At 65.6% G+C, this 21,651-nt stretch carries 19 protein-coding genes and 4 tRNA genes; 6 read left to right on the forward strand and 17 right to left on the reverse strand.

Annotation, left to right across the window (positions count from 1 at the left end):
• The 8 genes from rpoB to MJ777_RS02900 all read right to left on the reverse strand — a co-directional run.
• Positions 1 to 2,990, reverse strand: a 2,990-nt coding sequence (gene rpoB, locus MJ777_RS02865) for a DNA-directed RNA polymerase subunit beta (RefSeq protein WP_239372937.1), incomplete at its 3' end; no start/stop codon positions are given.
• A gap of 792 nt (positions 2,991 to 3,782) precedes the next feature.
• Positions 3,783 to 4,172: a 50S ribosomal protein L7/L12 gene (gene rplL, locus MJ777_RS02870; protein ID WP_239332697.1), complete on the reverse strand. Its 390-nt coding sequence runs from the start codon at positions 4,170 to 4,172 to the stop codon at positions 3,783 to 3,785.
• Between the two features lie 319 nt (positions 4,173 to 4,491).
• Positions 4,492 to 5,109 (reverse strand): 50S ribosomal protein L10, encoded by a 618-nt coding sequence (gene rplJ / locus MJ777_RS02875; protein ID WP_239308456.1) that lies wholly within the window; start codon positions 5,107 to 5,109, stop codon positions 4,492 to 4,494.
• Positions 5,110 to 5,375: 266 nt separating this feature from the next.
• A complete protein-coding gene (gene rplA / locus MJ777_RS02880; protein ID WP_239308486.1) occupies positions 5,376 to 6,089 on the reverse strand; it encodes a 50S ribosomal protein L1 in 714 nt (237 codons plus the stop codon).
• 119 nt (positions 6,090 to 6,208) lie between these two features.
• On the reverse strand, positions 6,209 to 6,640 hold the full coding sequence (gene rplK / locus MJ777_RS02885; RefSeq protein ID WP_239347999.1) for a 50S ribosomal protein L11: 432 nt from the start codon (positions 6,638 to 6,640) through the stop codon (positions 6,209 to 6,211).
• Positions 6,641 to 6,791: 151 nt separating this feature from the next.
• Positions 6,792 to 7,586 carry a transcription termination/antitermination protein NusG gene (gene nusG, locus MJ777_RS02890; RefSeq protein WP_239308458.1) on the reverse strand — a complete coding sequence of 265 codons (795 nt, stop codon included), beginning with the start codon at positions 7,584 to 7,586 and terminating at the stop codon, positions 6,792 to 6,794.
• A gap of 81 nt (positions 7,587 to 7,667) precedes the next feature.
• Positions 7,668 to 7,916 (reverse strand): preprotein translocase subunit SecE, encoded by a 249-nt coding sequence (gene secE / locus MJ777_RS02895; RefSeq protein ID WP_239308459.1) that lies wholly within the window; start codon positions 7,914 to 7,916, stop codon positions 7,668 to 7,670.
• A 30-nt stretch (positions 7,917 to 7,946) separates the two neighbouring features.
• Positions 7,947 to 8,019 (reverse strand) — tRNA-Trp (locus MJ777_RS02900).
• Positions 8,020 to 8,445: 426 nt separating this feature from the next.
• Here MJ777_RS02900 and MJ777_RS02905 point away from each other — a divergent pair.
• The gene (locus tag MJ777_RS02905; protein ID WP_239308460.1) at positions 8,446 to 9,654 is read left to right on the forward strand and encodes a pyridoxal phosphate-dependent aminotransferase; all 1,209 of its coding nucleotides are present in this window, start codon (positions 8,446 to 8,448) and stop codon (positions 9,652 to 9,654) included.
• Positions 9,655 to 9,862: 208 nt separating this feature from the next.
• On the opposite strand, the gene MJ777_RS02910 is transcribed toward MJ777_RS02905, so the two are convergent.
• From MJ777_RS02910 to MJ777_RS02930, 5 genes are all read right to left on the reverse strand, one after another.
• Positions 9,863 to 10,291: a MaoC family dehydratase gene (locus MJ777_RS02910; RefSeq protein WP_239308487.1), complete on the reverse strand. Its 429-nt coding sequence runs from the start codon at positions 10,289 to 10,291 to the stop codon at positions 9,863 to 9,865.
• Positions 10,292 to 10,301: 10 nt separating this feature from the next.
• Positions 10,302 to 10,784: a MaoC family dehydratase N-terminal domain-containing protein gene (locus MJ777_RS02915; protein ID WP_239308461.1), complete on the reverse strand. Its 483-nt coding sequence runs from the start codon at positions 10,782 to 10,784 to the stop codon at positions 10,302 to 10,304.
• Positions 10,785 to 10,940: 156 nt separating this feature from the next.
• Positions 10,941 to 11,105 carry a 50S ribosomal protein L33 gene (rpmG, locus tag MJ777_RS02920; RefSeq protein ID WP_255720253.1) on the reverse strand — a complete coding sequence of 55 codons (165 nt, stop codon included), beginning with the start codon at positions 11,103 to 11,105 and terminating at the stop codon, positions 10,941 to 10,943.
• Between the two features lie 100 nt (positions 11,106 to 11,205).
• Positions 11,206 to 11,279, reverse strand: a tRNA-Met gene (locus MJ777_RS02925).
• An 86-nt stretch (positions 11,280 to 11,365) separates the two neighbouring features.
• Positions 11,366 to 11,438 (reverse strand) — tRNA-Thr (locus MJ777_RS02930).
• A gap of 356 nt (positions 11,439 to 11,794) precedes the next feature.
• Between MJ777_RS02930 and MJ777_RS02935 the strand changes: the two genes are divergently transcribed.
• Both MJ777_RS02935 and MJ777_RS02940 read left to right on the forward strand, forming a co-directional pair.
• Complete coding sequence (locus MJ777_RS02935; RefSeq protein WP_239372939.1) at positions 11,795 to 13,321, forward strand: GH25 family lysozyme; 1,527 nt, start codon at positions 11,795 to 11,797, stop codon at positions 13,319 to 13,321.
• 264 nt (positions 13,322 to 13,585) lie between these two features.
• A complete protein-coding gene (locus MJ777_RS02940; protein ID WP_239308462.1) occupies positions 13,586 to 14,077 on the forward strand; it encodes a hypothetical protein in 492 nt (163 codons plus the stop codon).
• A 193-nt stretch (positions 14,078 to 14,270) separates the two neighbouring features.
• Here the strand turns inward: MJ777_RS02940 and pyrE are convergent, their stop codons facing one another.
• Together pyrE and MJ777_RS02950 are read right to left on the reverse strand one after the other, a co-directional pair.
• Positions 14,271 to 14,798 (reverse strand): orotate phosphoribosyltransferase, encoded by a 528-nt coding sequence (gene pyrE, locus MJ777_RS02945; RefSeq protein ID WP_239308463.1) that lies wholly within the window; start codon positions 14,796 to 14,798, stop codon positions 14,271 to 14,273.
• 264 nt (positions 14,799 to 15,062) lie between these two features.
• A tRNA-Tyr gene (locus MJ777_RS02950) sits at positions 15,063 to 15,147 on the reverse strand.
• 390 nt (positions 15,148 to 15,537) lie between these two features.
• Here MJ777_RS02950 and MJ777_RS02955 point away from each other — a divergent pair.
• Entirely contained in the window at positions 15,538 to 16,047 is a 510-nt protein-coding gene (locus MJ777_RS02955; RefSeq protein WP_370651425.1) for a YajQ family cyclic di-GMP-binding protein, read from the forward strand.
• Positions 16,048 to 16,457: 410 nt separating this feature from the next.
• Here the strand turns inward: MJ777_RS02955 and htpX are convergent, their stop codons facing one another.
• Both htpX and MJ777_RS02965 read right to left on the reverse strand, forming a co-directional pair.
• Positions 16,458 to 17,336, reverse strand: coding sequence for a zinc metalloprotease HtpX (htpX, locus tag MJ777_RS02960; RefSeq protein ID WP_239308464.1), 879 nt, complete (start codon positions 17,334 to 17,336; stop codon positions 16,458 to 16,460).
• 200 nt (positions 17,337 to 17,536) lie between these two features.
• Positions 17,537 to 18,430 carry a Rossmann-like and DUF2520 domain-containing protein gene (locus MJ777_RS02965; protein ID WP_239308465.1) on the reverse strand — a complete coding sequence of 298 codons (894 nt, stop codon included), beginning with the start codon at positions 18,428 to 18,430 and terminating at the stop codon, positions 17,537 to 17,539.
• Positions 18,431 to 18,689: 259 nt separating this feature from the next.
• Between MJ777_RS02965 and MJ777_RS02970 the strand changes: the two genes are divergently transcribed.
• On the forward strand, positions 18,690 to 20,576 hold the full coding sequence (locus MJ777_RS02970) for a 2-oxoacid:acceptor oxidoreductase subunit alpha (protein ID WP_239372958.1): 1,887 nt from the start codon (positions 18,690 to 18,692) through the stop codon (positions 20,574 to 20,576).
• Positions 20,573 to 21,634 (forward strand): 2-oxoacid:ferredoxin oxidoreductase subunit beta, encoded by a 1,062-nt coding sequence (locus MJ777_RS02975; RefSeq protein ID WP_239348004.1) that lies wholly within the window; start codon positions 20,573 to 20,575, stop codon positions 21,632 to 21,634. Before MJ777_RS02970 ends, MJ777_RS02975 begins: the two co-directional genes overlap by 4 nt.
• Positions 21,635 to 21,651 lie beyond the last annotated feature (17 nt).

Here is a 21,651-nt window from a genome sequence, read left to right on the forward strand (position 1 = left end):
AGGTACGGAATGTAGATGTAGCCGACCGCCACCGGGTACGGATAGGGCTCACCCGTCCGGCCGTCGAAGAGCCGTGCCTTGCCGCTGGACCCGATCAGCTGGTCACCATCGCGGTTCACCAGCGTCGAGGCAAGCAGACCGGTGATCTCCTCCTCCCGGGCGCCGTCGAACACCGGTGTCGCCACGTTGGTGTCAGGCGGCGCCTGATGCGCACCGATACCGCGCAGGCGCTCCTTCCAGTCCTCGTCACCGTCGTCGACCTGCCAGCCGGTCTTGGCCACCCAACCGAGATGGGTCTCCAGGATCTGGCCGATGTTCATACGGCGCGGCACACCGTGCGGGTTCAGCACGACGTCCACCGGCGTGCCGTCGGACAGGAACGGCATGTCCTCGACAGGGAGGATCTTCGCAATGACGCCCTTGTTGCCGTGGCGGCCAGCGAGTTTGTCACCATCTGTGATCTTGCGCTTCTGGGCGACGTACACGCGGACGAGTTCGTTCACCCCCGGTGGAAGCTCGTCGCCGTCCTCCCGCGAGAACACCCGGACACCGATGACCTTGCCGGATTCTCCGTGCGGCACCTTCAGCGAGGTGTCCCGGACCTCACGAGCCTTCTCACCGAAGATCGCGCGCAGCAGCCGCTCCTCCGGGGTCAGCTCGGTCTCACCCTTGGGCGTGACCTTCCCGACCAGCACATCACCAGGCGAGACCTCGGCGCCGATCCGGATGATCCCGCGCTCGTCAAGGTCAGCAAGGACCTCCTCAGCGACGTTCGGGATATCCCGAGTGATCTCCTCAGGGCCTAGCTTGGTGTCCCGGGCGTCGACCTCATGCTCCTCGATGTGGATCGAGGACAGTACGTCGTCCTGGACCAGCCGCTGGGAGAGAATGATCGCGTCCTCGTAGTTGTGCCCCTCCCAGGGCATGAACGCCACCAGGAGGTTCTTGCCCAGCGCCATCTCGCCGTTGTCGGTGCACGGGCCGTCCGCGATGACCTGGCCCGCCAGGACCCGGTCGCCCTCGTCGACGATCGGCTTCTGGTTGATGCACGTGCCCTGGTTGGAGCGGCGGAACTTCGCCATCCGGTAGGTCCGCCGGGTGCCGTCGTCATGCATCACGGTGATGTAGTCAGCGGACAGGTCCTCGACCACACCGGCCTGTGCGCAGACGACCACGTCACCGGCGTCCTTGGCCGCGCGGGCCTCCATACCGGTACCGACCAGCGGTGCCTCGCTGCGCAGCAGCGGGACGGACTGGCGCTGCATGTTCGAGCCCATCAGGGCGCGGTTGGCATCGTCGTGCTCAAGGAATGGGATCATGGCCGTGGCCACCGACACCATCTGGCGCGGCGAGACGTCCATGTAGTCGACCTCGTCCGGCGGGATGAACTCGACCTCACCACCCTTGCGGCGCACCAGGACACGGTGCTCGGCGAACGAGCCGTCGGCCGTCAGCGGCGCGTTCGCCTGCGCGATGACATGCCGGTCCTCCTCGTCCGCGGTGAGGTAGTCGATCTGATCGGTGACCCGGCCGGCCACGACCTTGCGATAGGGCGTCTCGACGAAACCGAACGGGTTGACCCGCGCGAACGTCGACAGCGAACCGATCAGGCCGATGTTCGGGCCTTCCGGCGTCTCGATCGGGCACATCCGGCCGTAGTGGCTGGGGTGGACGTCACGGACCTCGAAGCCGGCCCGTTCCCGGGAGAGCCCACCAGGGCCGAGCGCGGACAGGCGCCGCTTGTGCGTGAGGCCCGCCAGCGGGTTGGTCTGGTCCATGAACTGGGACAGCTGGCTGGTACCGAAGAACTCCTTGATGGAGGCGACGACCGGCCGGATGTTGATGAGCGTCTGAGGAGTGATCGCCTCGACGTCCTGAGTGGTCATCCGTTCCCGGACGACCCGCTCCATCCGGGCGAGACCAAGGCGCACCTGATTCTGGATCAGTTCACCGACCGTACGCAGCCGGCGGTTGCCGAAGTGGTCGATGTCGTCCACGTCATAGGACTGGTCCTTACCCGCATGCAGCTGCACGACGTACTCGATCGTGCGGACGACGTCGTCCTCGGTCAGCACGCCCACGTCGTGCGGGACGTCGACACCGAGCTTCTTGTTCACCTTGTAGCGACCGACCTTCGCCAGGTCGTAACGCTTCGGGTTGAAGAAGAGGTTCTCCAGCAGTGTCTGGGCCGACTCGCGGGTCGGTGGCTCACCCGGCCGCAGCTTGCGGTAGATGTCAAGCAGCGCGTCGTCCTGGCTGGAGGTGTGGTCCTTCTCCAGCGTCACCCGCATCGACGGGAAGTCACCGAAACGCTCAAGAATGCGCGCCTCGTCCCAGCCGAGCGCCTTGAGCAGAACGGTCACTGACTGGCGGCGCTTGCGGTCGATACGTACGCCGACGGTGTCCCGCTTGTCGACCTCGAACTCCAGCCAGGCACCCCGGGAAGGAATGACCTTGCAGGAGAACAGGTCCTTGTCGGACACCTTGTCGATGGTCTTCTCGAAGTACACACCGGGCGAACGCACGAGCTGGCTGACGACGACCCGCTCGGTCCCATTGATAACAAAGGTTCCCTTTGGTGTCATAAGCGGAAAATCGCCCATAAACACCGTCTGGCTCTTGATCTCGCCGGTGTTGTTGTTGGTGAACTCGGCCGTCACGAACATGGGGGCCGAGTACGTCATATCCTTGTCCTTGCACTCCTCGACGGAGTACTTCGGCGGCTCGAAACGGTGATCACGGAACGACAGAGACATCGAACCCGAGAAGTCCTCGATAGGAGAAATCTCCTCGAAGACCTCCTCGAGACCCGACGTGACGGGTACGTCGTCACGACCGGCGTCGATGGCTTCCTGGACCCGTTCCGCCCACGCCTCATTGCCGATCAGCCAGTCAAAGGACTGGGTCTGCAGGGCGAGAAGATCGGGGACCTCAAGAGGCTCGATGATCTTTGCGAACGAGATGCGGGAGGAGTGAGGCGAGGCGGCCAAGGTGGTCCTTCCGGTGGCCTGATCGTCGGGCTGGCGGTGCTCGTGCGTCCTTGGGCCTCCGACAACGGGATCATGATTCTTCTCACGTTGCCCTCGGCCTACTCGAACAATCCGGCGAAGGGTGGTCGGGTGATCAGTGTCTCGCTACGGTTGTGTGGAGTGTCGGCGGGGGTAGTCCGACGGAGCGCGCTGCTGCCCCACGGTGCGGGCAGATGCGACACGGGCGTCGACGAGTAGTCCGTCACGACACCTTCCGAAGGAGGACACCTGTGTGGGAGGGTCATCCCGGGCTGGTGACGCGGCGGCGATTCGGTGGCAGGTTGCGATCAACGGTTTCGCTCGGATTACCTCGGTCGTTACGTCTGGACGGCCGCGCCAGAGGACGCGGTTACGCGGGGGACCGAACCGTCGCGTACCCGAAGGAACCGCGAGCGCACGACGAAAGGGCAGCCCAAACGAGCAGTGTAGCCGACGGCCGCACTGCTGGCAAGGCTGCTCGACAGGTATGTCTCACCGCTTCCCGATGATGGAACTCCGTCCCGGATGAGGTCGTCAACCCCAACCGGAAAGCCGCGCGTCGGCGCCCGTGACAATACGGCATCCAGCGCGCGCTCGGCCCAGGTCCCATGCCGGCCGGACCACCACGGCCCGGCCGGAACTGACGTTACCCGGCGACGGTGGAGCCTCGACAACAGGCCTCACCGCAGGGCCCGAGCATGGGCCGGGCCGCCGCCGTGCGGCTTGCCAACCAGGAAACGGCGGCCCGACCGATCAGTACCTACGTACCGATGCCTACTTGACGGTGACCGTGGCGCCGGCACCCTCAAGCGCGGCCTTGGCCTTCTCCGCGGCTTCCTTGCTGGCCTTCTCCAGGACCGGCTTGGGCGCGCCGTCGACGAGGTCCTTGGCCTCCTTCAGGCCCAGGCTGGTCAACGCACGGACTTCCTTGATGACCTGGATCTTCTTGTCACCGACGGCAGTGAGGATGACGTCGAACTCATCCTGCTCCTCCACGGCCGGCGCCTCGGATGCCGGACCGGCACCGCCGGCCACGGCGACGGCGACGGGGGCCGCCGCGGTCACACCGAAGGTGTCCTCGAACTGCTTCACGAACTCCGACAGCTCCAGCAGCGTCATTTCCTTGAACGCGTCCAGCAGCTCGTCGGTCGACAGCTTCGCCATCGTGGCGGTCCTTCCCGTTGTGATGGCACACCGCCCGTGGCGGGTGCCAGGAACTGTTATGGAGTAAGAGCGACCGGCAATAGGGGACGCGGCGTCGCGGGGCTGGGGCACGCACCTCGCATCGTTGTCGTCAGTCGCCACCCAACACCTCCGGTGACTCCCTCCGACGCCTCGCGATGCACGCACCCCAGCCCCACTCCTTGATCCACAGCCCTATTGCCGGGCGCTCTAAGTGGTCTGGATCAGTGGGGCAACCACTCACGCGCCCATGTTCTTCCTCGCGCGTCCGGCACCCCGGGGCCGCCGCGGACGGACAGCGCTACTGCGCGCTCGGCTCTGCCTCGACCGCTTCGACCGCCGCGGTCTCGGCGGTCTCGGCGGTCGTCGAAGCCTCAGGCGCGGGGACTTCGGCCGCGGGGCTCTCCGCTTCTCGCTTGGCGCGCAACGCCTCCGCCAGGCGAGCCGCCTGGGACAGCGGCGCCGCGAACAGACCGACCGCCTTGGCCAGCGAACCGTTCAACGCGCCGGCGAGCTTGGCGAGCAGCACCTCGCGGGACTCGAGATCGGCGAGCTTGCGGATGTCATCCGCCGACATCGGCTTGCCCTCGACGATCCCGCCCTTGACGATCAGTGCGGGATTGGCGCGAGCGAAGTCACGCAGACTCTTGGCCGCCTCGACCGGGTCGCCGGTGACGAACGCGACAGCGGTCGGACCGACCAGCAGCTCGTCCAGACCCGTGACACCCGCCTGCGCGGCGGCAATCCTGGTCAGGGTGTTCTTCACCACGGCGTACTCGGTGTCCTCGCCCAGCGAGCGGCGTAGTTCGGTGAGCTGGCTCACCGTCAGTCCGCGGTACTCGGTGAGCACCGCCGCGGACGCGCCCCGGAACGAGTCAACGATCTCCGTTACCGCGGCGACCTTTTCCGGCTTCGCCATCGGGCTCCTTCATGGGGTCTGGCCGGTCACCCGAAAGATGCCGAGAAACGACAAACGCCCCGGCGCAGGCGCGCGGGGCGGAAGTACCGGGGATGGCAGGCAAACCAGCAGCCCCAGGGCAACGCTCCCTCACCTGCGCGGGCCGCCCGGTCGTACCGGACCTTCGATCGCCCCGGAACGGGACGATGACCAGCGGTCTTCGGTTTGGTTCGGATGAAATGATACACGGCCTGGCCGGCGGGACAGCAGGCGCCAAGCCGGCGGCGTCAGGCCGGCGCGTCCTCGAGGAGGTTACGGGTACGGCTGGGGTCGACGGGGATTCCTGGACCCATCGTCGTCGTAAAAGTAATCTTCTTCAGATAACGGCCTTTGGAGGCGGACGGCTTCACCCGGACGATCTCGTCCAGGGCGACGCTGTAGTTCTCAATCAACTGCTCATCGGTGAAGGCGGTCTTCCCGATCACGATGTGCAGATTGCCCTGCTTGTCGACCCGAAAATTAATCTTTCCGCCCTTGATGTCCTGGACGGCCTTGGTGATGTCGAGAGTCACCGTGCCGGTCTTCGGGTTCGGCATGAGTCCTCGTGGCCCCAGGATCCGGGCGATACGGCCGACCTTCGCCATCTGGTCGGGCGTCGCGACCGTGGCGTCGAAATCCAGGAAACCCTCCTGGATGCGCTGTACGAGGTCGTCGCTGCCGACGATGTCCGCACCCGCCGCAGCGGCCTCGACGGCCTTCTCGCCCGCGGCGAAAACCGCGACTCGCGGGGATTTGCCGGTTCCGTGCGGCAGATTCACCGTGCCGCGGACCATCTGGTCAGCCTTGCGCGGATCGACGCCCAGGCGCAGCGCGACCTCAACAGTCGCGGCGTACTTGGTGGTGGAGGTCTCCCGGGCGAGATGAACAGCCTCCAGCGGCGTGTACAGACGATCCGCCGCTATCTTCTCAACGGCTGCCCGATAGGCTTTGCTGCGCTTCATATCTGTCTCCTCGTGGTCATGGCGGGCAGCCCGGACGGGCTGCCCTCCCACAGTTGTTCCGTTCTCGGCCGGCCCTGTCAGCCGTCAGCCGTCAGCCGTCAGCCGTCAGCCGTCAGCCGTCAGCCAAGAATGGTTATCCCCATCGACCGCGCCGTCCCAGCAATGATCTTCTCGGCGGCTTCCAGCGTGGTCGCGTTGAGGTCGGGCAGCTTGGTCTGGGCAATCTGACGGATCTGCTCCGCGGTGAGGTTCGCCACCTTGGTGCGGTGCGGAACACCACTGCCCTTCTCAATCCCAGCGGCCTTGAGGATAAGCCGGGCCGCCGGCGGGGTCTTGGTGACAAAGGTGAACGAACGGTCGTCATACACGGTGATCTCGACCGGAACGACGTTCCCGCGCTGCGACTCGGTGGCCGCGTTGTACTGCTTGCAGAACTCCATGATGTTGACGCCGTGCTGGCCGAGCGCCGGACCGACCGGCGGCGCGGGTGTCGCCACACCAGCATTGATCTGGAGCTTGATAATTGCCGCGATCTTCTTCTTGGGAGGCATGTGTCGTTTCTCTCTGGGTTTCCTGGGGTCTCCGTCGGCGCCAAGAACGCTGCGACCGTGCCGCCGGCCGGCTACCGGTTCGCCTGGCTGGTTGGAACCTCTGGTGGAGCGGAAGCGGAGACAACCGCGCCGCCTTCGGCCATCGAGCAGATCAGATCTTCGCGACCTGGTTGAACTGAAGTTCGACCGGCGTCTCGCGGCCGAAGATGGACACCAGCACCTTGAGCCGCTGCGCATCGAGGTTGATCTCACTGATGGTCGCCGGAAGGGTCGCGAACGGGCCATCCATGACGGTCACGGACTCCCCGACCTCGAACTCCTGCACCCGGACCGTCTCGGTCTTCTTCTCGGGTGGCGCCGGCGGCGCAAGAATGGAAACAACCTCCTCTGTCCGCAACGGTGACGGCTTGTTGGTCAGGCCGACGAAGCCGGTCACACCCGGGGTGTTTCGAACCGCGGACCACGACTGGTCAGTGAGGTCCATACGGACGTAGATGTAGCCCGGATACTTCTTCTGCTGCACCAGCTGCCGTTTGCCGTTCTTGATGACCGGAACCTCCTCGGTCGGGACCTCGATCTGGAAGATGTAGTCCTCCATGTTGAGGCTGGAGATCCGAGTCTCGAGGTTGGTCTTCACCTTGTTCTCATAGCCGGCGTACGAATGAATGACGTACCAGTCGCCAGGCGCGTCCTCCAGCGCCTGGCGGATGTCGCCGTCATCGTCGTCATCGTCGTCGAAGGCGGGCTGGTCGACATCCGCGACAGCCGCGGCAAGATAGCCGGGCTCCGTCTCGACGCCGGTGGAACCGTCGCCGCTCTCGCCGTCCTGCGGCAAGGCGCCGGCCTCCGTGCTTGCCACCTCGTCGCGCACCAGCGCCGCCAGCGGGTCGAGACCGTCGAGGGCCTCTCCCTGTTCGGAGGAGACATGCTCGGGAAACTGGGACACGCGGACGTTCCTTCTCTCTTGACCGTGCTCTGTGAGCTGTGCGGGCGCTATGGCGACATGGATCCGCGGAAACGGTCCACCTCAACCGAAGATCGCCAACACCGCCTTGGTGAGACCGAAGTCCAGCGAGGCGACGAATGCCACCATGATCGAGCAAAACATGAGCACTACAACCACATAAGTGATCAGTTCGCTTCGACCTGGGTAGATGACCTTCCGAAGCTCGGCGACGATCTCTCGGTAGAAGCGCAGCGGCGTGGTACGGCGTCGAGCTGCCGGCCGGGTCGGCTGGCCGGCCCTCGGTGCCGCGTCACGTGTGTCGGTCGCCACTCACTCCACCTACCTGGTCGTCGGATACCGCAGGGGCGACAGGACTCGAACCTGCAACCGCCGGTTTTGGAGACCGGTGCTCTACCAATTGAGCCACGCCCCTTTACACCACGACCACCACCGTGCTGGTAGCCGCCGATCAAGATGCACTCAGACCAATCATGATCATAAAGATCATGGGCATGAAAATCATCTACGGCGCTACACGCGGGGATGACGGCCTAAGCGCATCCACCATACTCCCTACACGGCTCCTTACACGGCCCACCCTCACGTATCCATGATCTCCTACGAACCAGTGATCAAGCTCCACGTCGCGGACGCATCCCAGGCTAACCGGAAAGGGACTTGCTGGACAGCGGCTGCCCGACCGGCCAGGGGTCGCGCGATTGTAGCGCAGTATCGTGTGACCAGCGGGGCCAAGAGTCACGAGGGGCATCGCCACCCGGACCGGATGCATCGGGCACACCGGCCGGATCCGGCCGCACCGCGCCGATGATCGAGCAGCCAACCTGGTATGCGTGGCAGCATGACGGTCATGACCCGGATCTCTCACCGCGTCGGAGGCATCGCCCCTTCGGCGACACTTGCCGTGGACTCGACCGCCAAGGCGCTGCGCGCAGCCGGCCGGGACGTGATCGGCTTTGGTGCCGGCGAACCGGACTTTCCCACCCCCGACCACGTTGTCGCCGCTGCCGAGAAGGCATGCAGCGATCCAAAAATGCACCGGTACACACCAGCCGCCGGCCTGCCAGAGCTCAGAGAAGCGGTGGCCGACAAGACCCGCCGCGACTCCGGCCTCGATATCGCGGCCAGTCAGGTACTCATCACCAATGGTGGCAAGCAGGCCGTCTACATAGCGTTCGCAACACTCCTCGACCCCGGCGACGAAGTGCTGCTGCCCGCTCCCTACTGGACCACCTACCCGGAGTCGATCCGCCTTGCCGGTGGCAGGGCTGTGGATGTCGTGACCACTCCCGAGCAGGGCTACCGGGTCACGGTGGAACAGCTGGAGAAGGCGCGCACCCCTCGGACGAAGGCCTTGGTGTTCTGCTCACCCTCCAATCCGACCGGTGCGGTACATACCCCTGAGGAGGTCCGCGCGATCGGGCGTTGGGCGGCCCAGGCTGGGATCTGGGTGATCGCGGACGAGATCTACGAGCATCTGGTGTACGGCGACGCCCGGTTCGCTTCCCTGCCGGTAGAGGTGCCCGAGATCGCCGACCGCTGCATCGTCGTCAACGGCGTCGCCAAAACCTACGCCATGACGGGGTGGCGGGTCGGCTGGCTGGCAGGTCCGGCGGATGCCGTCAAGGCGGCCATCAATCTGCAGTCCCATGCCGCGTCCAACGTCTCCAACGTGGCGCAGGCCGCGGCGCTGGCTGCCGTGGCGGGCCCGCTGGACGCGGTCGCGCAGATGCGTCTTGCCTTCGACCGGCGGCGCCAGACTATGCACCGCATGCTCTCCGCGACCCCCGGGGTGGTGTGCCCGATGCCCGAGGGCGCCTTCTACTGCTACCCGTCACTGCTCGGCGTTATTGGCCGCACGCTGCGAGGACGCACCCCGACGACCTCAGCGGACCTGACCACGCTCATCCTCGAGGAGGCCGGCGTCGCGATCGTGCCCGGTGAGGCGTTTGGGACACCCGGCTACGCCCGGTTGTCCTACGCCCTCGGCGACCAGGATCTGGCCACCGGCGTACAGCGCATGTCCGACCTGCTGGCCGAGGCGGAGTAGCGGAGTAAGAGCGCCCGGCAATAGGGATGTGGATCAATGAGCGGGGCTGGGGTGCGTGCCCTGGCCCCGCGACGCCGCGTCCCCTGTTGCCGGTCGCTCTGAGCGTCGGCTGTGGTGCCGCCGGGACCTCCGCGGCCGGGAGTTCCGCGGCAGGGGACGCCACAGCCAGCCGCGGCAAAGCGGACTGCTTGTTGCGACGATGAAACGATCAGGAAAGGCGGACCGTGGCGCGCGAACCCAGCAGCACCTTGGTTCCGTCGCACCGGACAGTGATGTTCACAACAACCTGGTTGTCGTCCAGCTTCTTGGCAACCACACCACTGACCACCAGCGCGGCACCGGCGTCGTCGTCCGGCACCGGGACGAACGAGGAAAACCGGACGCCATACTCGACAACCGCCCCGGGATCACCGGCCCAGTCGGTGACAAGCCGCGCCGCGCTGGCCATGGTGTACATCCCATGAGCGATGACTCCGGGCAGGCCCACATCAGTCGCGGCCCGGTCGTTCCAGTGGATCACATTGAAGTCGCCTGACGCTCCGCAGTAACGGACAAGATCTTCACGGCGGATCCGGAACTCCCGTTCGGGGATCAGCGTACCGACCTCAACATCGCTGTAACCAAGAGTCGCGGACATCATGAACCTCTCAGCCGTTCTCGACCCCGGCGGTTCCGCTTTCCACAACGGCGGTTCCACGGGAGACCAGTGACGAACGGGCGGTTGCCAGCAGCTCACCACCGGTCGTCGCGAACTCATAATCGATGATCATTAGCTCGTTACGGCCAGCATTCCGGATGCCGGAGATCATGCCGGAAACGATGATCTCGTCGCCGGCGACGACCGGCCGCCGCAACGAGTAGCGCTGCTCACCGTGCACCACCAACGAGTAGTCGAGGCCGAGCGCGGGATCGTGCAGGGGAACGACGGACCGCCACATACCGAGTGCGGTCAGGAACGTGGGCGGCGCAATAAGATCGATATAACCAGCGGACTTGGCCGCATCCAGATCATGACAGAGCGGGCTGTCCTCACGGATCGCGAGGGCAAACTGCCGGATATGCTCACGCCCGACCAGGAAGGGTGTGTCCGCGACAAATCGGCGCCCGATGAAGTCTCGATTCAACGGCATCGCAATGCTCCGATCTCACCATGGCGCCGGTCACACCATGGCACCGGACCGACGAAATCACAACGCCATGCTTCCATACGACCGCGCCGAACAGCCACGCGACACAGCGAAGCGGCCCCGCGCACCCGCGAGGGGCGACACGAGGAGCAGCGCGGGTCAGCGAGTCTCGCGGTGGTCGGTGTGCTGCCTGCAGTTCGGGCAGAACTTGCGCAGCTCGAGACGATCGGGGTCGTTGCGGCGGTTCTTGCGTGTGATGTAGTTACGGTGCTTGCACACCTGACACGCCATTGTGATCTTTGGACGGACATCGGTGGCGGCCACGGTGCTGTGCCTCTTCCTGCAGGTCGGACAAGAACGAACCAGAACTTATAGACATGTGGAACGACCAGACGTCGCCCTCGGCGGGTCGCGACCCGGCCTGTAGCGGTGGCCGGATTTGAACCGGCGACACAGCGATTATGAGCCGCTTGCTCTGCCTGGCTGAGCTACACCGCCTTGATGGCTCAACCCCGTTGGCAGTCATTCCAGCCAACGGGGCAATGGCCGGGCACCGATTAACCGGCTACCGACCGCCACCACGGAGCCCCTTTACGGAATCGAACCGTAGACCTTCTCCTTACCATGGAGATGCTCTGCCGACTGAGCTAAAGGGGCGTGTGCGTACGCCTAAGGCTACACGACAGAACGACACCACGGACGGCACCCCCGCCATGAGCACAGGCTCTGGTCGCGGCGGATGCGGCGGCGGCGGAGGTGGCAGCCAGCCGCGGCGATCAACGCTAAACGGATCTTCATCGAATCTTGACAAGATCAAAATTTCGATTATCGCATAATGTCATGAAATTTCATCTAATTAAGACAAGGGTGGACTATCGGTAGCGACAAAGTCCGCCCACGCCCATCGATATATCTCTAAGCAACCAGAGAGTCGCTTAGCGTAGTTGTCGGCCGAGCGAAGCTGTCACCCGGGATCACCCATCGGCCAGTCCACCCATCTGCCAGGGGGCCCCATGCACGGGACACCGCACACCGCTTACCACGACCACGACCACGACCACGACCACGACCACGATCCGGACCGATGCCGGCCAGCCCGGCAACAGCGGGCCAAACGAACCGTCGCACGTACGATCACCACCACTACCCTGGTGACACTTATCACTGTTGCAGGCGCCCAAGGCTCCGGGACGAGCGGCGCCGCGGTATCGACGACCGGATTTCCGGTGCTGTCAGCCGGCCGGCCCGGCGCCATATCCACCGACGCTGGTGCCAGTAGCGACGCCGCCAAGAACATCCGCCAGGATTACGCCTCCCCCGGTGATGTCCCGCTGGGAGAGGGCACCACCGTCGCGCCGCCCGACGAGGGCGCGCCATCGGGAACCCGCTCGCCGCTGGCCATCCCGGCCAGCTGGCCGCGGGGCGTGGACATCTCGTCCTGGCAACATCCCGGCAGCACGGAGATCGGCTGGAACGCGGTCCGTGCCGCCGGAATCGGCTTTGCCATTATCAAGGCGACCGAGGGCAGCGGCTATACCAACCCCTACTTCGCCACTGACCGCGATCACGCCCGCCAAGCCGGGCTCGTCGTCGGTATGTACCACTACGCACGGCCTATGCTGCCGATCGCGACTGCGGTCGATCAGGCGGACCGCTTTCTCGCCGTCACCGGCTCGACCCGCTCCACGGGCCAGCTGGCACCCGTCCTCGATCTCGAAGCACAGGGCGGATTGTCCGCCGCCCAGCTCGCGGGCTGGGCACATGCCTTTCTGGAAGAGATCGAGACCAGGACCGGGCGTGCTCCCATCCTGTACACCTACCGGTCATTCTGGACCGATATCATGAAGAACACGACGTCATTCTCTCGCTATCCGCTGTGGTTCGCCAGCTACAACGGAGGCTCGTCCCCCGGCGCCCTTCCCGGTGGCTGGCAGCAGTGGTTGATGTGGCAGTACACGTCAGCGGGGAATGTTCCAGGCATTGCCGGAGACATCGACCTGAATGTCTTCTGCTGTAACAGCGGATCATTGTCAGCCGGCGCTGACGGGCGAGCCAGCGAAATCGACAAACGCTACAACGCGGATGCTCGCCTGCGTTCCCTGCTCGCGGCGAACAGCCGGGCCGAGGAGCCCGCTGGCGGCGGCGGGCGGTGGAAACAGTTCCAGCGTGGCCTGCTCTTCTGGTCGGTGGCCACCGGCGTCCATGAGGTACACGGCGGAATCAGCGCCCGGTACCTCGCCCTGGGCGGCAGCAACAGCCTGCTGGGACGGCCTACCAGCGACGAGCTGGATGCTGAGATCGCGGGCAGCCGGCAGTCGGTGTTCCAGGGCGGCCGGATCTACTGGACCCGTCCCACCGGCGCGCACGAGGTCCACGGAGCGATCCTGCACAGCTACCTGGCCCTCGGTTCGGCCGGCTCCGACCTGGGGCTGCCGATCAGTGACGAGTACTCGGTGGACGGTGGACGCGAAAGCGCCTTCCAGCACGGCTGGCTGCGCTGGGACGCGAGCTCAAACACGGTCACCACTATTCTCTCCTGAATACACGTTTCTCTCCTGAAATTCTCCTGAAAGCGCGTCCAGGGCGGATGACAGGCACACCAGGCGCGGCGTGCCACCCACCGGGAACGAAATCCGTGCTCACCAGACGTGACCAGCGGCGGCGTAACGGCACAATTGGGCGCCGCCAGCGCCGTCGGGCGGCTGCTCCCGAGCGAGGATGTCGGGCAACCGGGCATGTCCTGGGCGACACGAGGGCATGCCAAGGGGGGCTCACCGTCTCGTCAGGCTCCGGGGAGGATTCACATGGAACCGGCACGCTCCGCGCGCACCGGCAGGGGATGGCTGATATTCGCAGCGGTCATCATCTTTATCGCGGGCTTCCACAACCTCATCTACGGAATCGCCGCGCTCAGGAACTACGCCGTCCTCATCACGGCGAACGACACCGTCATCTACCAGGATCTGGACTTCTGGGGCTGGCTGCTGGTGTGCATGGGCATCGTCCAGATAGGCACCGCGGCCGCGATCCTCACCGGCAAGCTGTGGGCGCGGTGGTTGGGCATCGCCATGTGCGGCCTGAACGCGATCGCCCAGCTCGCCTTCCTGGCGATCTTCCCGCTCTGGTCGATCGTCGTCATCGCGCTCGACGTATTCGTGATCTACGCTCTGACGAGTTACGACACACCGCGGCACGGCGCCTACGACCCATACCCCGAAAGCGATCGAACCCGGACACGAACGGATCGCCCCGAATACACTGGATCATCCCGATCCGGTCCGGACGTGTCGCCTTGACGCTGATCCCCGGTGCGTGCACCGAACCTGGGCCCAGGCAGACGGTCCACGCACCACATCGGCGCCGGGTGCGGTCACCGCAACCGGGTTCCCCTTTCGGGCGCCGGAGGACCAGCCGTTGGGAAATCTCAGCCGTTGCGAGGCTCCGCCGGTACGGACGGCCGCTGGGAGGCCCCGCCGGTGCGGACGAACCTCAGGCGGCCGCGTTCAGCTCAGCGCGGGTGAGAACCGAACGCAGGTCGAGACCGATGTCGGCGAGGCTGGCCCGCCCGCCCTCCTGGCGGTCGATCACACAAAGGACATGTTCCACGATCGCGCCCTGCTCGCGCAGGATCCCGGCCGCGGCCAGCACGGCACCGCCGCTGGTCACGACATCCTCGACAAGAACGACCCGCAGGCCCTCGACGGCCCCGCCCTCGGCGGCCCGGCACGTGCCGTACTCCTTGGCCTTCTTGCGGACGAACCGAGCCGGCATGCCCGTCCGCTGGGACAGCAATGTGACCAGTGGGATACCACCGAGTTCGAGCCCGGCCAGCACGTCCGTGCCTTCGGGCAGCAACGGGCCCATCGCGTCAACGATGTCCGCGAGCAGCCCGGGGTCGGCCTCGAACAGGTACTTGTCGAAGTACTCGCTGCTCGTCCGCCCGGAACGCAGCACGAACTGACCGGTCAGCTGCGACATCGCCCGGACACGGGCGGCAAGCGTGCCAGTGTCAGCCATGCCTGCGGATTCTATAGATCAGACAGGTTTACGGAGCGATCAGCGGATCGCACCGGCGCACGCTCGCCTGCCCCCTTACCCCTCTCCGGAGTGAAGGCCTGAGGTGTGGGGGGCGGAGCCCCCGCATTCCACCCCGCTGCGCGCATGCCGGAGATACGAACCACCGGCGTCAGTCATGATCGTCTGGGCATGGCCAGGAACACGGAAAAGGCCCCGGGGATCAAACCGGGGCCTGTGGCCTGCTGCGATGCAGCTGGATCGGGGTGGTGGCAGGTGTTGGGTTCGAACCAACGTAGGCTGAGCCGGCGGTTTTACAGACCGCTCCCTTTGGCCACTCGGGCAACCTGCCGTTGGTGAACAGCATACGGGATGGGCGGTCGTGGTCGACGACCGGTCCCAGCGACCCGGTTACGCCGACGGCATCGTGATCATTCGGAGATCAGGACAGCGCGTTGATGATCCACAGCCCTGGGAGTGGCCGACAGGAGGGTGCCGGATCAAGGAACAGGATGTAAGGAACAGGGTTGGGGCGCGGGCAACGCGAGGCGCGTGCTCCAGCCCCGCGACGCCGCGTCCCTCGTTTCCGGGTACTTTCACTACCCGGCCTGGCCCGTGGACATGGGCGACGGCTGTGCCGGGACGGGCGGATCCGGGCAGACTCGGGATCAGGCACCGGGCCCGGCTTGCGACCGAGCCGCCGGGCGAAGATCCGATGCCGTATGCGCAGGCAATGGAGAAGATGGGAAGGAGGCGCTTCACCGTGGCGGACCCGTCGTTCGACATCGTGAGCAAGGTCGACCGCCAGGAGATCGACAACGCCGTCAACCAGACCGCCAAGGAGGTGGGGACCCGCTTCGACTTCCGTGACACCGGGGCGTCGGCAACCTGGTCCGGCGAGTCCATCCTGCTCACCGCGAGCACCGAGGAACGGGTGAAGGCGACCCTGGACGTCCTGCAGGAGAAGTGGGTCAAGCGCGGCATCTCGCTCAAGGCCCTGCAGCATGACGAGCCCACCCAGTCCGGCAAGGAGTACCGGCTGGTGGTGACCGTGCAACAGGGCATTGCCGACGACAAGGCCAAAGCGATCTCGAAAAAAATCCGGGCTGACGCCCCGAGGGGCGTGCAGGCCCAGATTCAGGGAGACCAGCTCCGGGTCACCGGCAAGAAGCGGGACGACCTCCAGCGCGTCATCCAGATACTCAAGGAAACCGACTTCGGGCTGCCGCTCCAGTTCGTCAACTACCGATAACGGACGGACCCGCATGCGCGGGCCCCGCCGAGCTGGGCCGCCATGCGGCGCAGCTCGAGCCAGGCGGCCCTCGCGACATAACAGGCAGAAAAGGTGCGCCCCGCCCGATGGGGGGTTTCGGGCGGGGCGCTGCACGGCGAGGCCTGGGGGGTTTGCCTCGCCGCAGGTCAGGGTTTAGAGCAACCGGTAACAGGGGACGGCGTCACGAGGTTGGGGCGCGCGGCTCGCGTCATCGCTGCCCGCCCATACGCCGCGCGATGCACGGGTACCCGGCTCGTTGGTCGTCACCCACCACCTCCGGTGACTCCCTCCGCCGCCTCGCGATACACGCACCCAACTCCACTCCTTGATCCACATCACTATTGCCGGGCGCTCTTAGCCTTTTCAGAATACGACTTTCCGCCGAAGATTCAACGGTAGGGGTCCATCCGGGCCATCTCCTCCAGCCGCTCGATCCGGCGGTCCATCGATGGATGCGTACTGAACAGCTGGACAACCCCGCCCCCCCGGAACGGGTTCGCAATCATGAGTGACGACACGGGCGCCAACTGTGAACTCTGCGGAAGAGGCCGGACGGCCGTGCCTGCCTCGAGTTTGCGCAGCGCCGTCGCGAGACCGAGCGGATCGCCGGTCAACATCGCGCCAGCGGAATCCGCTTCGTACTCCCGCGCCCTGCTGATGGCAAGTTGAATGATCGTCGCCGCGATCGGGCCCAACAGAACGAGAAGCATGATCTCCAGAATGCCCGGACCGTCATCGTCCTCGCTCCGGCCAAAACCAAAGATCGCCGCAAACTGCGCGAACTGCGCCAGGTAGACAATAACGCTCGCAAGCGCACCGGCAACGGAGGCGATAAGAATATCCCGGTTGTAGACGTGGCTGAGTTCATGACCGAGGACGCCACGCAGCTCGCGATCATCCATGATCTCCAGAATGCCAGCGGTGCAGCAGACCGCCGCGTTACGTGGGTTGCGGCCGGTCGCGAACGCGTTCGGTGCCGCGGTCGGGCTGATGTAGAGCCGCGGCATCGGCATCCGCGCCCTGGTCGCGAGCTCCTGAACGATCGCGTACATGCGTGGCTGCTCGACCTGGCTCACCGGATAGGCCCGCATCGCACGCAGGGCAAGCTTGGCCGAGAAGAAATACGAGAATCCATTGACCCCCAGGGCGAAGATGAACGCGATTGTCAGACCGCGGCTCCCGAACAGGGAACCGACAAAAAGAATCACCGCGGACAGTACGCCCAGCAAAATGGCGGTCTTGAGCCCGTTGAGGTAGCGGTGGGACATGGCGGTCGGGTTTCCTGTCATCTCGAAGGTTGCACCAGAGTCAACGCCCGGATCAACCGGAACCGTTCCCCTCCGCGGGTGCTCGCGCGATGCGCCGCTTGGGTGACATGCCATGAAGTGCCCGGTTCATCCGGCGAGCACGCCAGGCCATCCTTGCATGTGATGATCATCACATTGATGCCCATCGCGTGGCCTTCGGCCTATGGGACGGTACGCACGGCCGAGGCAAGCAGCACCTGCCGGACAGCTTCGCCGCGCTCGTGGTCGACAAGACCCGCCTGTTCAAGCTGGCTCAGAGTGAGAGCCGCCAGCGCGACGTAGGCCGCCGCCGCCGCCGGGTCGAGCGTGCCGAGCGCATCCAGGTGCGCCCGCACCGTACCGGCGTCTCCGCGCCGGATCGGCCCGGTCAGCCCAGCCGGGCCGCGCTCGAGGGCCTTTTCCAGCGATTGTCGCAACAGCGGGGCGACCGCGTCGGCGCCTTCGCGGACGCCGAGCTCGTCCAGCAGCGTCAGCGTGGCCGTGACCAGCGTCGCCAGATAGTTGGACCCGAGGACGACAGCGGCGTGATAAGCCGTCCGTGCCTGCTCGGGGACGGAAACGACCCGACCGCCGACAGCTGTCACAAGCCCATGCGCGACCGGCTCGGCGGCCGGGTCCGCCGTCACCCCGAACGAAGCCCCGGCCAACAGGTTCGCGTCCGCGGCGGTCCCGCTCACGGTCATAATGGGATGCATCGCCGCTCGCAACGCTCCACGGTCGTAAGCGGACTGCAATATGCCCACTCCGTACCGTCCGCTCATATGTGCGACAATCTGCCCGCTCCGCAGTGCACCAGCGTGCACGATGCCCGCCAGAACATCCGGGATCGCGTCATCGGAAACCGTGATAAATATCACATCCGATGCATCAGTCACCTCGGCCGCTGTCCCGGGCAATGCCGCGGGGAAACCGGCCCGAGCCCGCGCCAGGCCCGCCTCGGACCGGGCGTGCACCGCAACGACCGGATAGCCGGCAGCGGCCAGGGCCGTTCCCCACGCGCTCCCCACGCGCCCGACGCCCACGATCCCGATCCGCAGCGCCTGCGCCACCGTCACCGTCTCACCTGTGCGCCCACCCGCGGAAGCCATATCAAACCCATATCAACGGAACCCGTGCCACCGGCCACCGGGCAATGTTCCCAGCAGTCGGCTTTCCGACCCGGTCAATCCGCAAACCCGCCCGCTGTGGGGCCGCCAACAAGCTTGGATCAGGCTGTGTCACAGTCGTCACACTCAGCTGACTCCGTCGGGACGTTACGCCCGGCCCAATAGTCCTACCGGTACGCTCGAGAGGTAGCCGAGGAGGTCACACAACGTGTCAGGCCAGGTCAGGGACCGTCAAATCCATCGACTCGACCGGGTCGTCATCCGCTTCGCCGGTGACTCAGGTGATGGGATGCAGCTCACTGGAGAGCAGTTCACCAGCGAGACCGCGGCGTTCGGTAACGACTTGTCCACCCTTCCGGACTTTCCCGCGGAGATCCGTGCGCCAGCAGGTACCCCGGCCGGGGTATCCGGATTTCAGCTCCACTTCTCAGACCACGACATTCTCACGCCCGGTGATGCCCCGAACATGCTGGTGGCCATGAACCCGGCGGCGTTGAAATCCAACCTGAAGGACCTGCCCAACGGCGCCGACCTCGTTGTCAACACCGACGCGTTCACCGGCGCGAACCTGAAAAAAGCCGGCTACTCGTCCGATCCACTCACCGACGGCAGCCTGGACGAGTACCGGGTACATCGGGTACCCCTGTCATCAATGACCATCGACGCGGTGAACGCGCTGGAAAGCAGCGCGGGGACGGTCAACAAAAAGGAAGCCGAGCGAGCGAAGAACATGTTCGCCCTCGGTCTCATGAGCTGGCTCTACCAGCGGCCCACCGACGGCGTCATAACATTCCTTGAGAAGAAGTTCGCGAAACGCCCGGAAATCGCCGCCGCGAATGTCGCGGCGCTGCGCGCCGGCTACAACTACGGCGAGACGACCGAAACCTTCGCTGTCACCTACGAAGTGGCACCGGCGCGCATGAAGCCGGGCATGTACCGGCGTATCTCCGGCAACACGGCGTTGTCCTACGGGCTGGTCGCCGCCGCCGAGCTCACCGGGCTGCCGCTGTTCCTGGGCTCATACCCGATCACCCCCGCCTCCGACATCCTGCACGAACTGAGCAAACACAAGCGTTTCGGGATACGGACCTTCCAGGCCGAGGACGAGATCGCTGGTGTCGGGGCCGCGCTCGGGGCCTCCTTCGGCGGGTCGCTCGGCGTGACCACCACATCCGGGCCCGGCCTGGCCCTGAAGACCGAGACCATCGGGCTCGCGGTAGCCCTCGAGCTCCCGCTCATCATCGTGGACATCCAGCGCGGCGGGCCATCCACCGGCCTGCCGACCAAGACCGAGCAGGCCGACCTCGGCATGGCCGTGAACGGCCGCAACGGCGAGGCGCCGCTGCCGGTCATCGCGCCCCGCTCGCCCGCGGACTGCTTCGACGCGGCCATCGAGGCGGCACGGCTGGCGACGAAGTACCGGACGCCTGTCATCCTGCTCTCGGACGGATACCTCGCCAACGGTTCAGAGCCGTGGCTGCTGCCCGGCCGTGCGGACCTGCCCGATCTCACGGTGTCATTCGCCACCGAGCCGAACCACAGCGGCGACAAGGGCCTGGAATTCTGGCCATATCTCCGCGACAGCGAGACACTCGCGCGGCCCTGGGCCGTTCCCGGGACTCCCGGGCTGGAGCACCGCATTGGCGGTCTGGAAAAAGCGGATGGTTCGGGTGGGATCTCCTACGATCCGGCGAACCACGACCGTATGGTGCGGCTGCGCCAGGCGAAGATCGAGGGAATCGCCCGCGACATCGCCCCGCTGGAGGTCGATGACCCGTCCGGACAGGCTCGGGTACTCGTCCTCGGCTGGGGCTCGACCTACGGACCTATCGCCGCCGGATGCCGACGTGTCCGGGCGAAGGGGCTGCACGTCGCCCAGGCACACCTGCGTCACCTTTTCCCGTTTCCCGACAACACCGGTGAGGTGCTGCGCGCCTATGACAAGGTCTTGGTCCCCGAGATGAACCTCGGCCAGCTCAGGGCCATGGTCCGGGCGGAGTTCCTGGTCGACGCCATCGGCTACAACCAGGTCCGCGGGCTTCCGTTCAAGGCCGCCGAACTGGCGGGCGTCTTGGAGGACGTGATCAACCAGTGACCGTCACGACGAACCACGCCGGCATCAGCAACCGACTACTCGATCTCATCCCGGTCACCGACCGGCCGCAGACCCGTAAGGACTTCACCTCCGACCAGGAGGTCCGCTGGTGCCCCGGCTGCGGGGACTACGCCATCCTGGCCACCGTCCAGGGCTTCCTGCCCGAACTCGGGATAGCCCGGGAGAACATCGCCTTCATCTCGGGTATCGGCTGTTCCTCCCGTTTCCCCTACTACCTGCAGACCTATGGGATGCACTCCATCCATGGCCGGGCACCGGCCATCGCGACAGGTCTGGCGGTCTCCCGGCCCGACCTGTCGGTGTGGGTTGTCACCGGCGACGGTGACGCGCTGTCCATTGGTGGCAACCACCTGCTTCACGCTTTGCGGCGTAACGTGAACATCAAAATTCTGATGTTCAACAATCGGATCTACGGACTGACCAAAGGGCAGTACTCCCCCACCTCCGAAGTGGGGAAAATCACAAAATCTACCCCGTTCGGCTCGCTGGACCGCCCCTACAACGCGATCTCGCTCGTGCTGGGGGCCGAGGCGTCCTTTGTCGCACGGTCAATCGACTCCGACCGGGCGCACCTGACCTCCGTTCTGCGGGCAGCCGCGGCCCACCCCGGCTCTGCCTTCGTAGAGATCTTCCAGAACTGCAACATCTTCAACGACGGGGCCTTCGACGCCCTCAAGGACCGGTCATCCAAGGATGACGCGACGCTGCGCCTCGTCCACGACAAGCCCATGATCTTCGGTGCGGACCTCGACAAGGGCATCCGCCGGAGCGCCTCGGGCGACCTGGAGATCTGCGCCGCGACCGACGAGGATGTACTCGTTCACAACGCGCGGGCCGCCGAACCAAGCCAGGCGTTCGCGCTGTCACGGCTCACCGGCGGCTCGGCTGGCGTCACCCCCATCGGGGTCTTCCGGGACGTCGACACTCCCACCTACGACGAGCAGCTGAACACCCAGATCGCCGAGGCTCGTACCCGCCAGGGTGACGGCGACCTGATGGCACTGCTGAGCAGCGGCGACACATGGACGGTTTCCTGACCGCGACCATAAGAGCG

The sequence above is a fragment of the Protofrankia sp. Cj5 genome, assembly GCF_917627405.1.
Classification (GTDB): Bacteria; Actinomycetota; Actinomycetes; order Frankiales; family Frankiaceae; genus Protofrankia.

Coding starts and splice junctions, on each gene's coding strand:
- rplL (WP_239332697.1), bottom strand. CDS start 4,172: ATGGCGAAGCTGTCGACCGACGAGCTGCTGGACGCGTTCAAGGAAATG.
- rplJ (WP_239308456.1), bottom strand. CDS start 5,109: ATGGCGAAGCCGGAAAAGGTCGCCGCGGTAACGGAGATCGTTGACTCG.
- rplA (WP_239308486.1), bottom strand. CDS start 6,089: ATGAAGCGCAGCAAAGCCTATCGGGCAGCCGTTGAGAAGATAGCGGCG.
- rplK (WP_239347999.1), bottom strand. CDS start 6,640: ATGCCTCCCAAGAAGAAGATCGCGGCAATTATCAAGCTCCAGATCAAT.
- MJ777_RS02905 (WP_239308460.1), top strand. CDS start 8,446: ATGACGGTCATGACCCGGATCTCTCACCGCGTCGGAGGCATCGCCCCT.
- MJ777_RS02910 (WP_239308487.1), bottom strand. CDS start 10,291: ATGTCCGCGACTCTTGGTTACAGCGATGTTGAGGTCGGTACGCTGATC.
- MJ777_RS02915 (WP_239308461.1), bottom strand. CDS start 10,784: ATGCCGTTGAATCGAGACTTCATCGGGCGCCGATTTGTCGCGGACACA.
- MJ777_RS02935 (WP_239372939.1), top strand. CDS start 11,795: ATGCACGGGACACCGCACACCGCTTACCACGACCACGACCACGACCAC.
- MJ777_RS02940 (WP_239308462.1), top strand. CDS start 13,586: ATGGAACCGGCACGCTCCGCGCGCACCGGCAGGGGATGGCTGATATTC.
- pyrE (WP_239308463.1), bottom strand. CDS start 14,798: ATGGCTGACACTGGCACGCTTGCCGCCCGTGTCCGGGCGATGTCGCAG.
- MJ777_RS02955 (WP_370651425.1), top strand. CDS start 15,538: ATGGGAAGGAGGCGCTTCACCGTGGCGGACCCGTCGTTCGACATCGTG.
- htpX (WP_239308464.1), bottom strand. CDS start 17,336: ATGTCCCACCGCTACCTCAACGGGCTCAAGACCGCCATTTTGCTGGGC.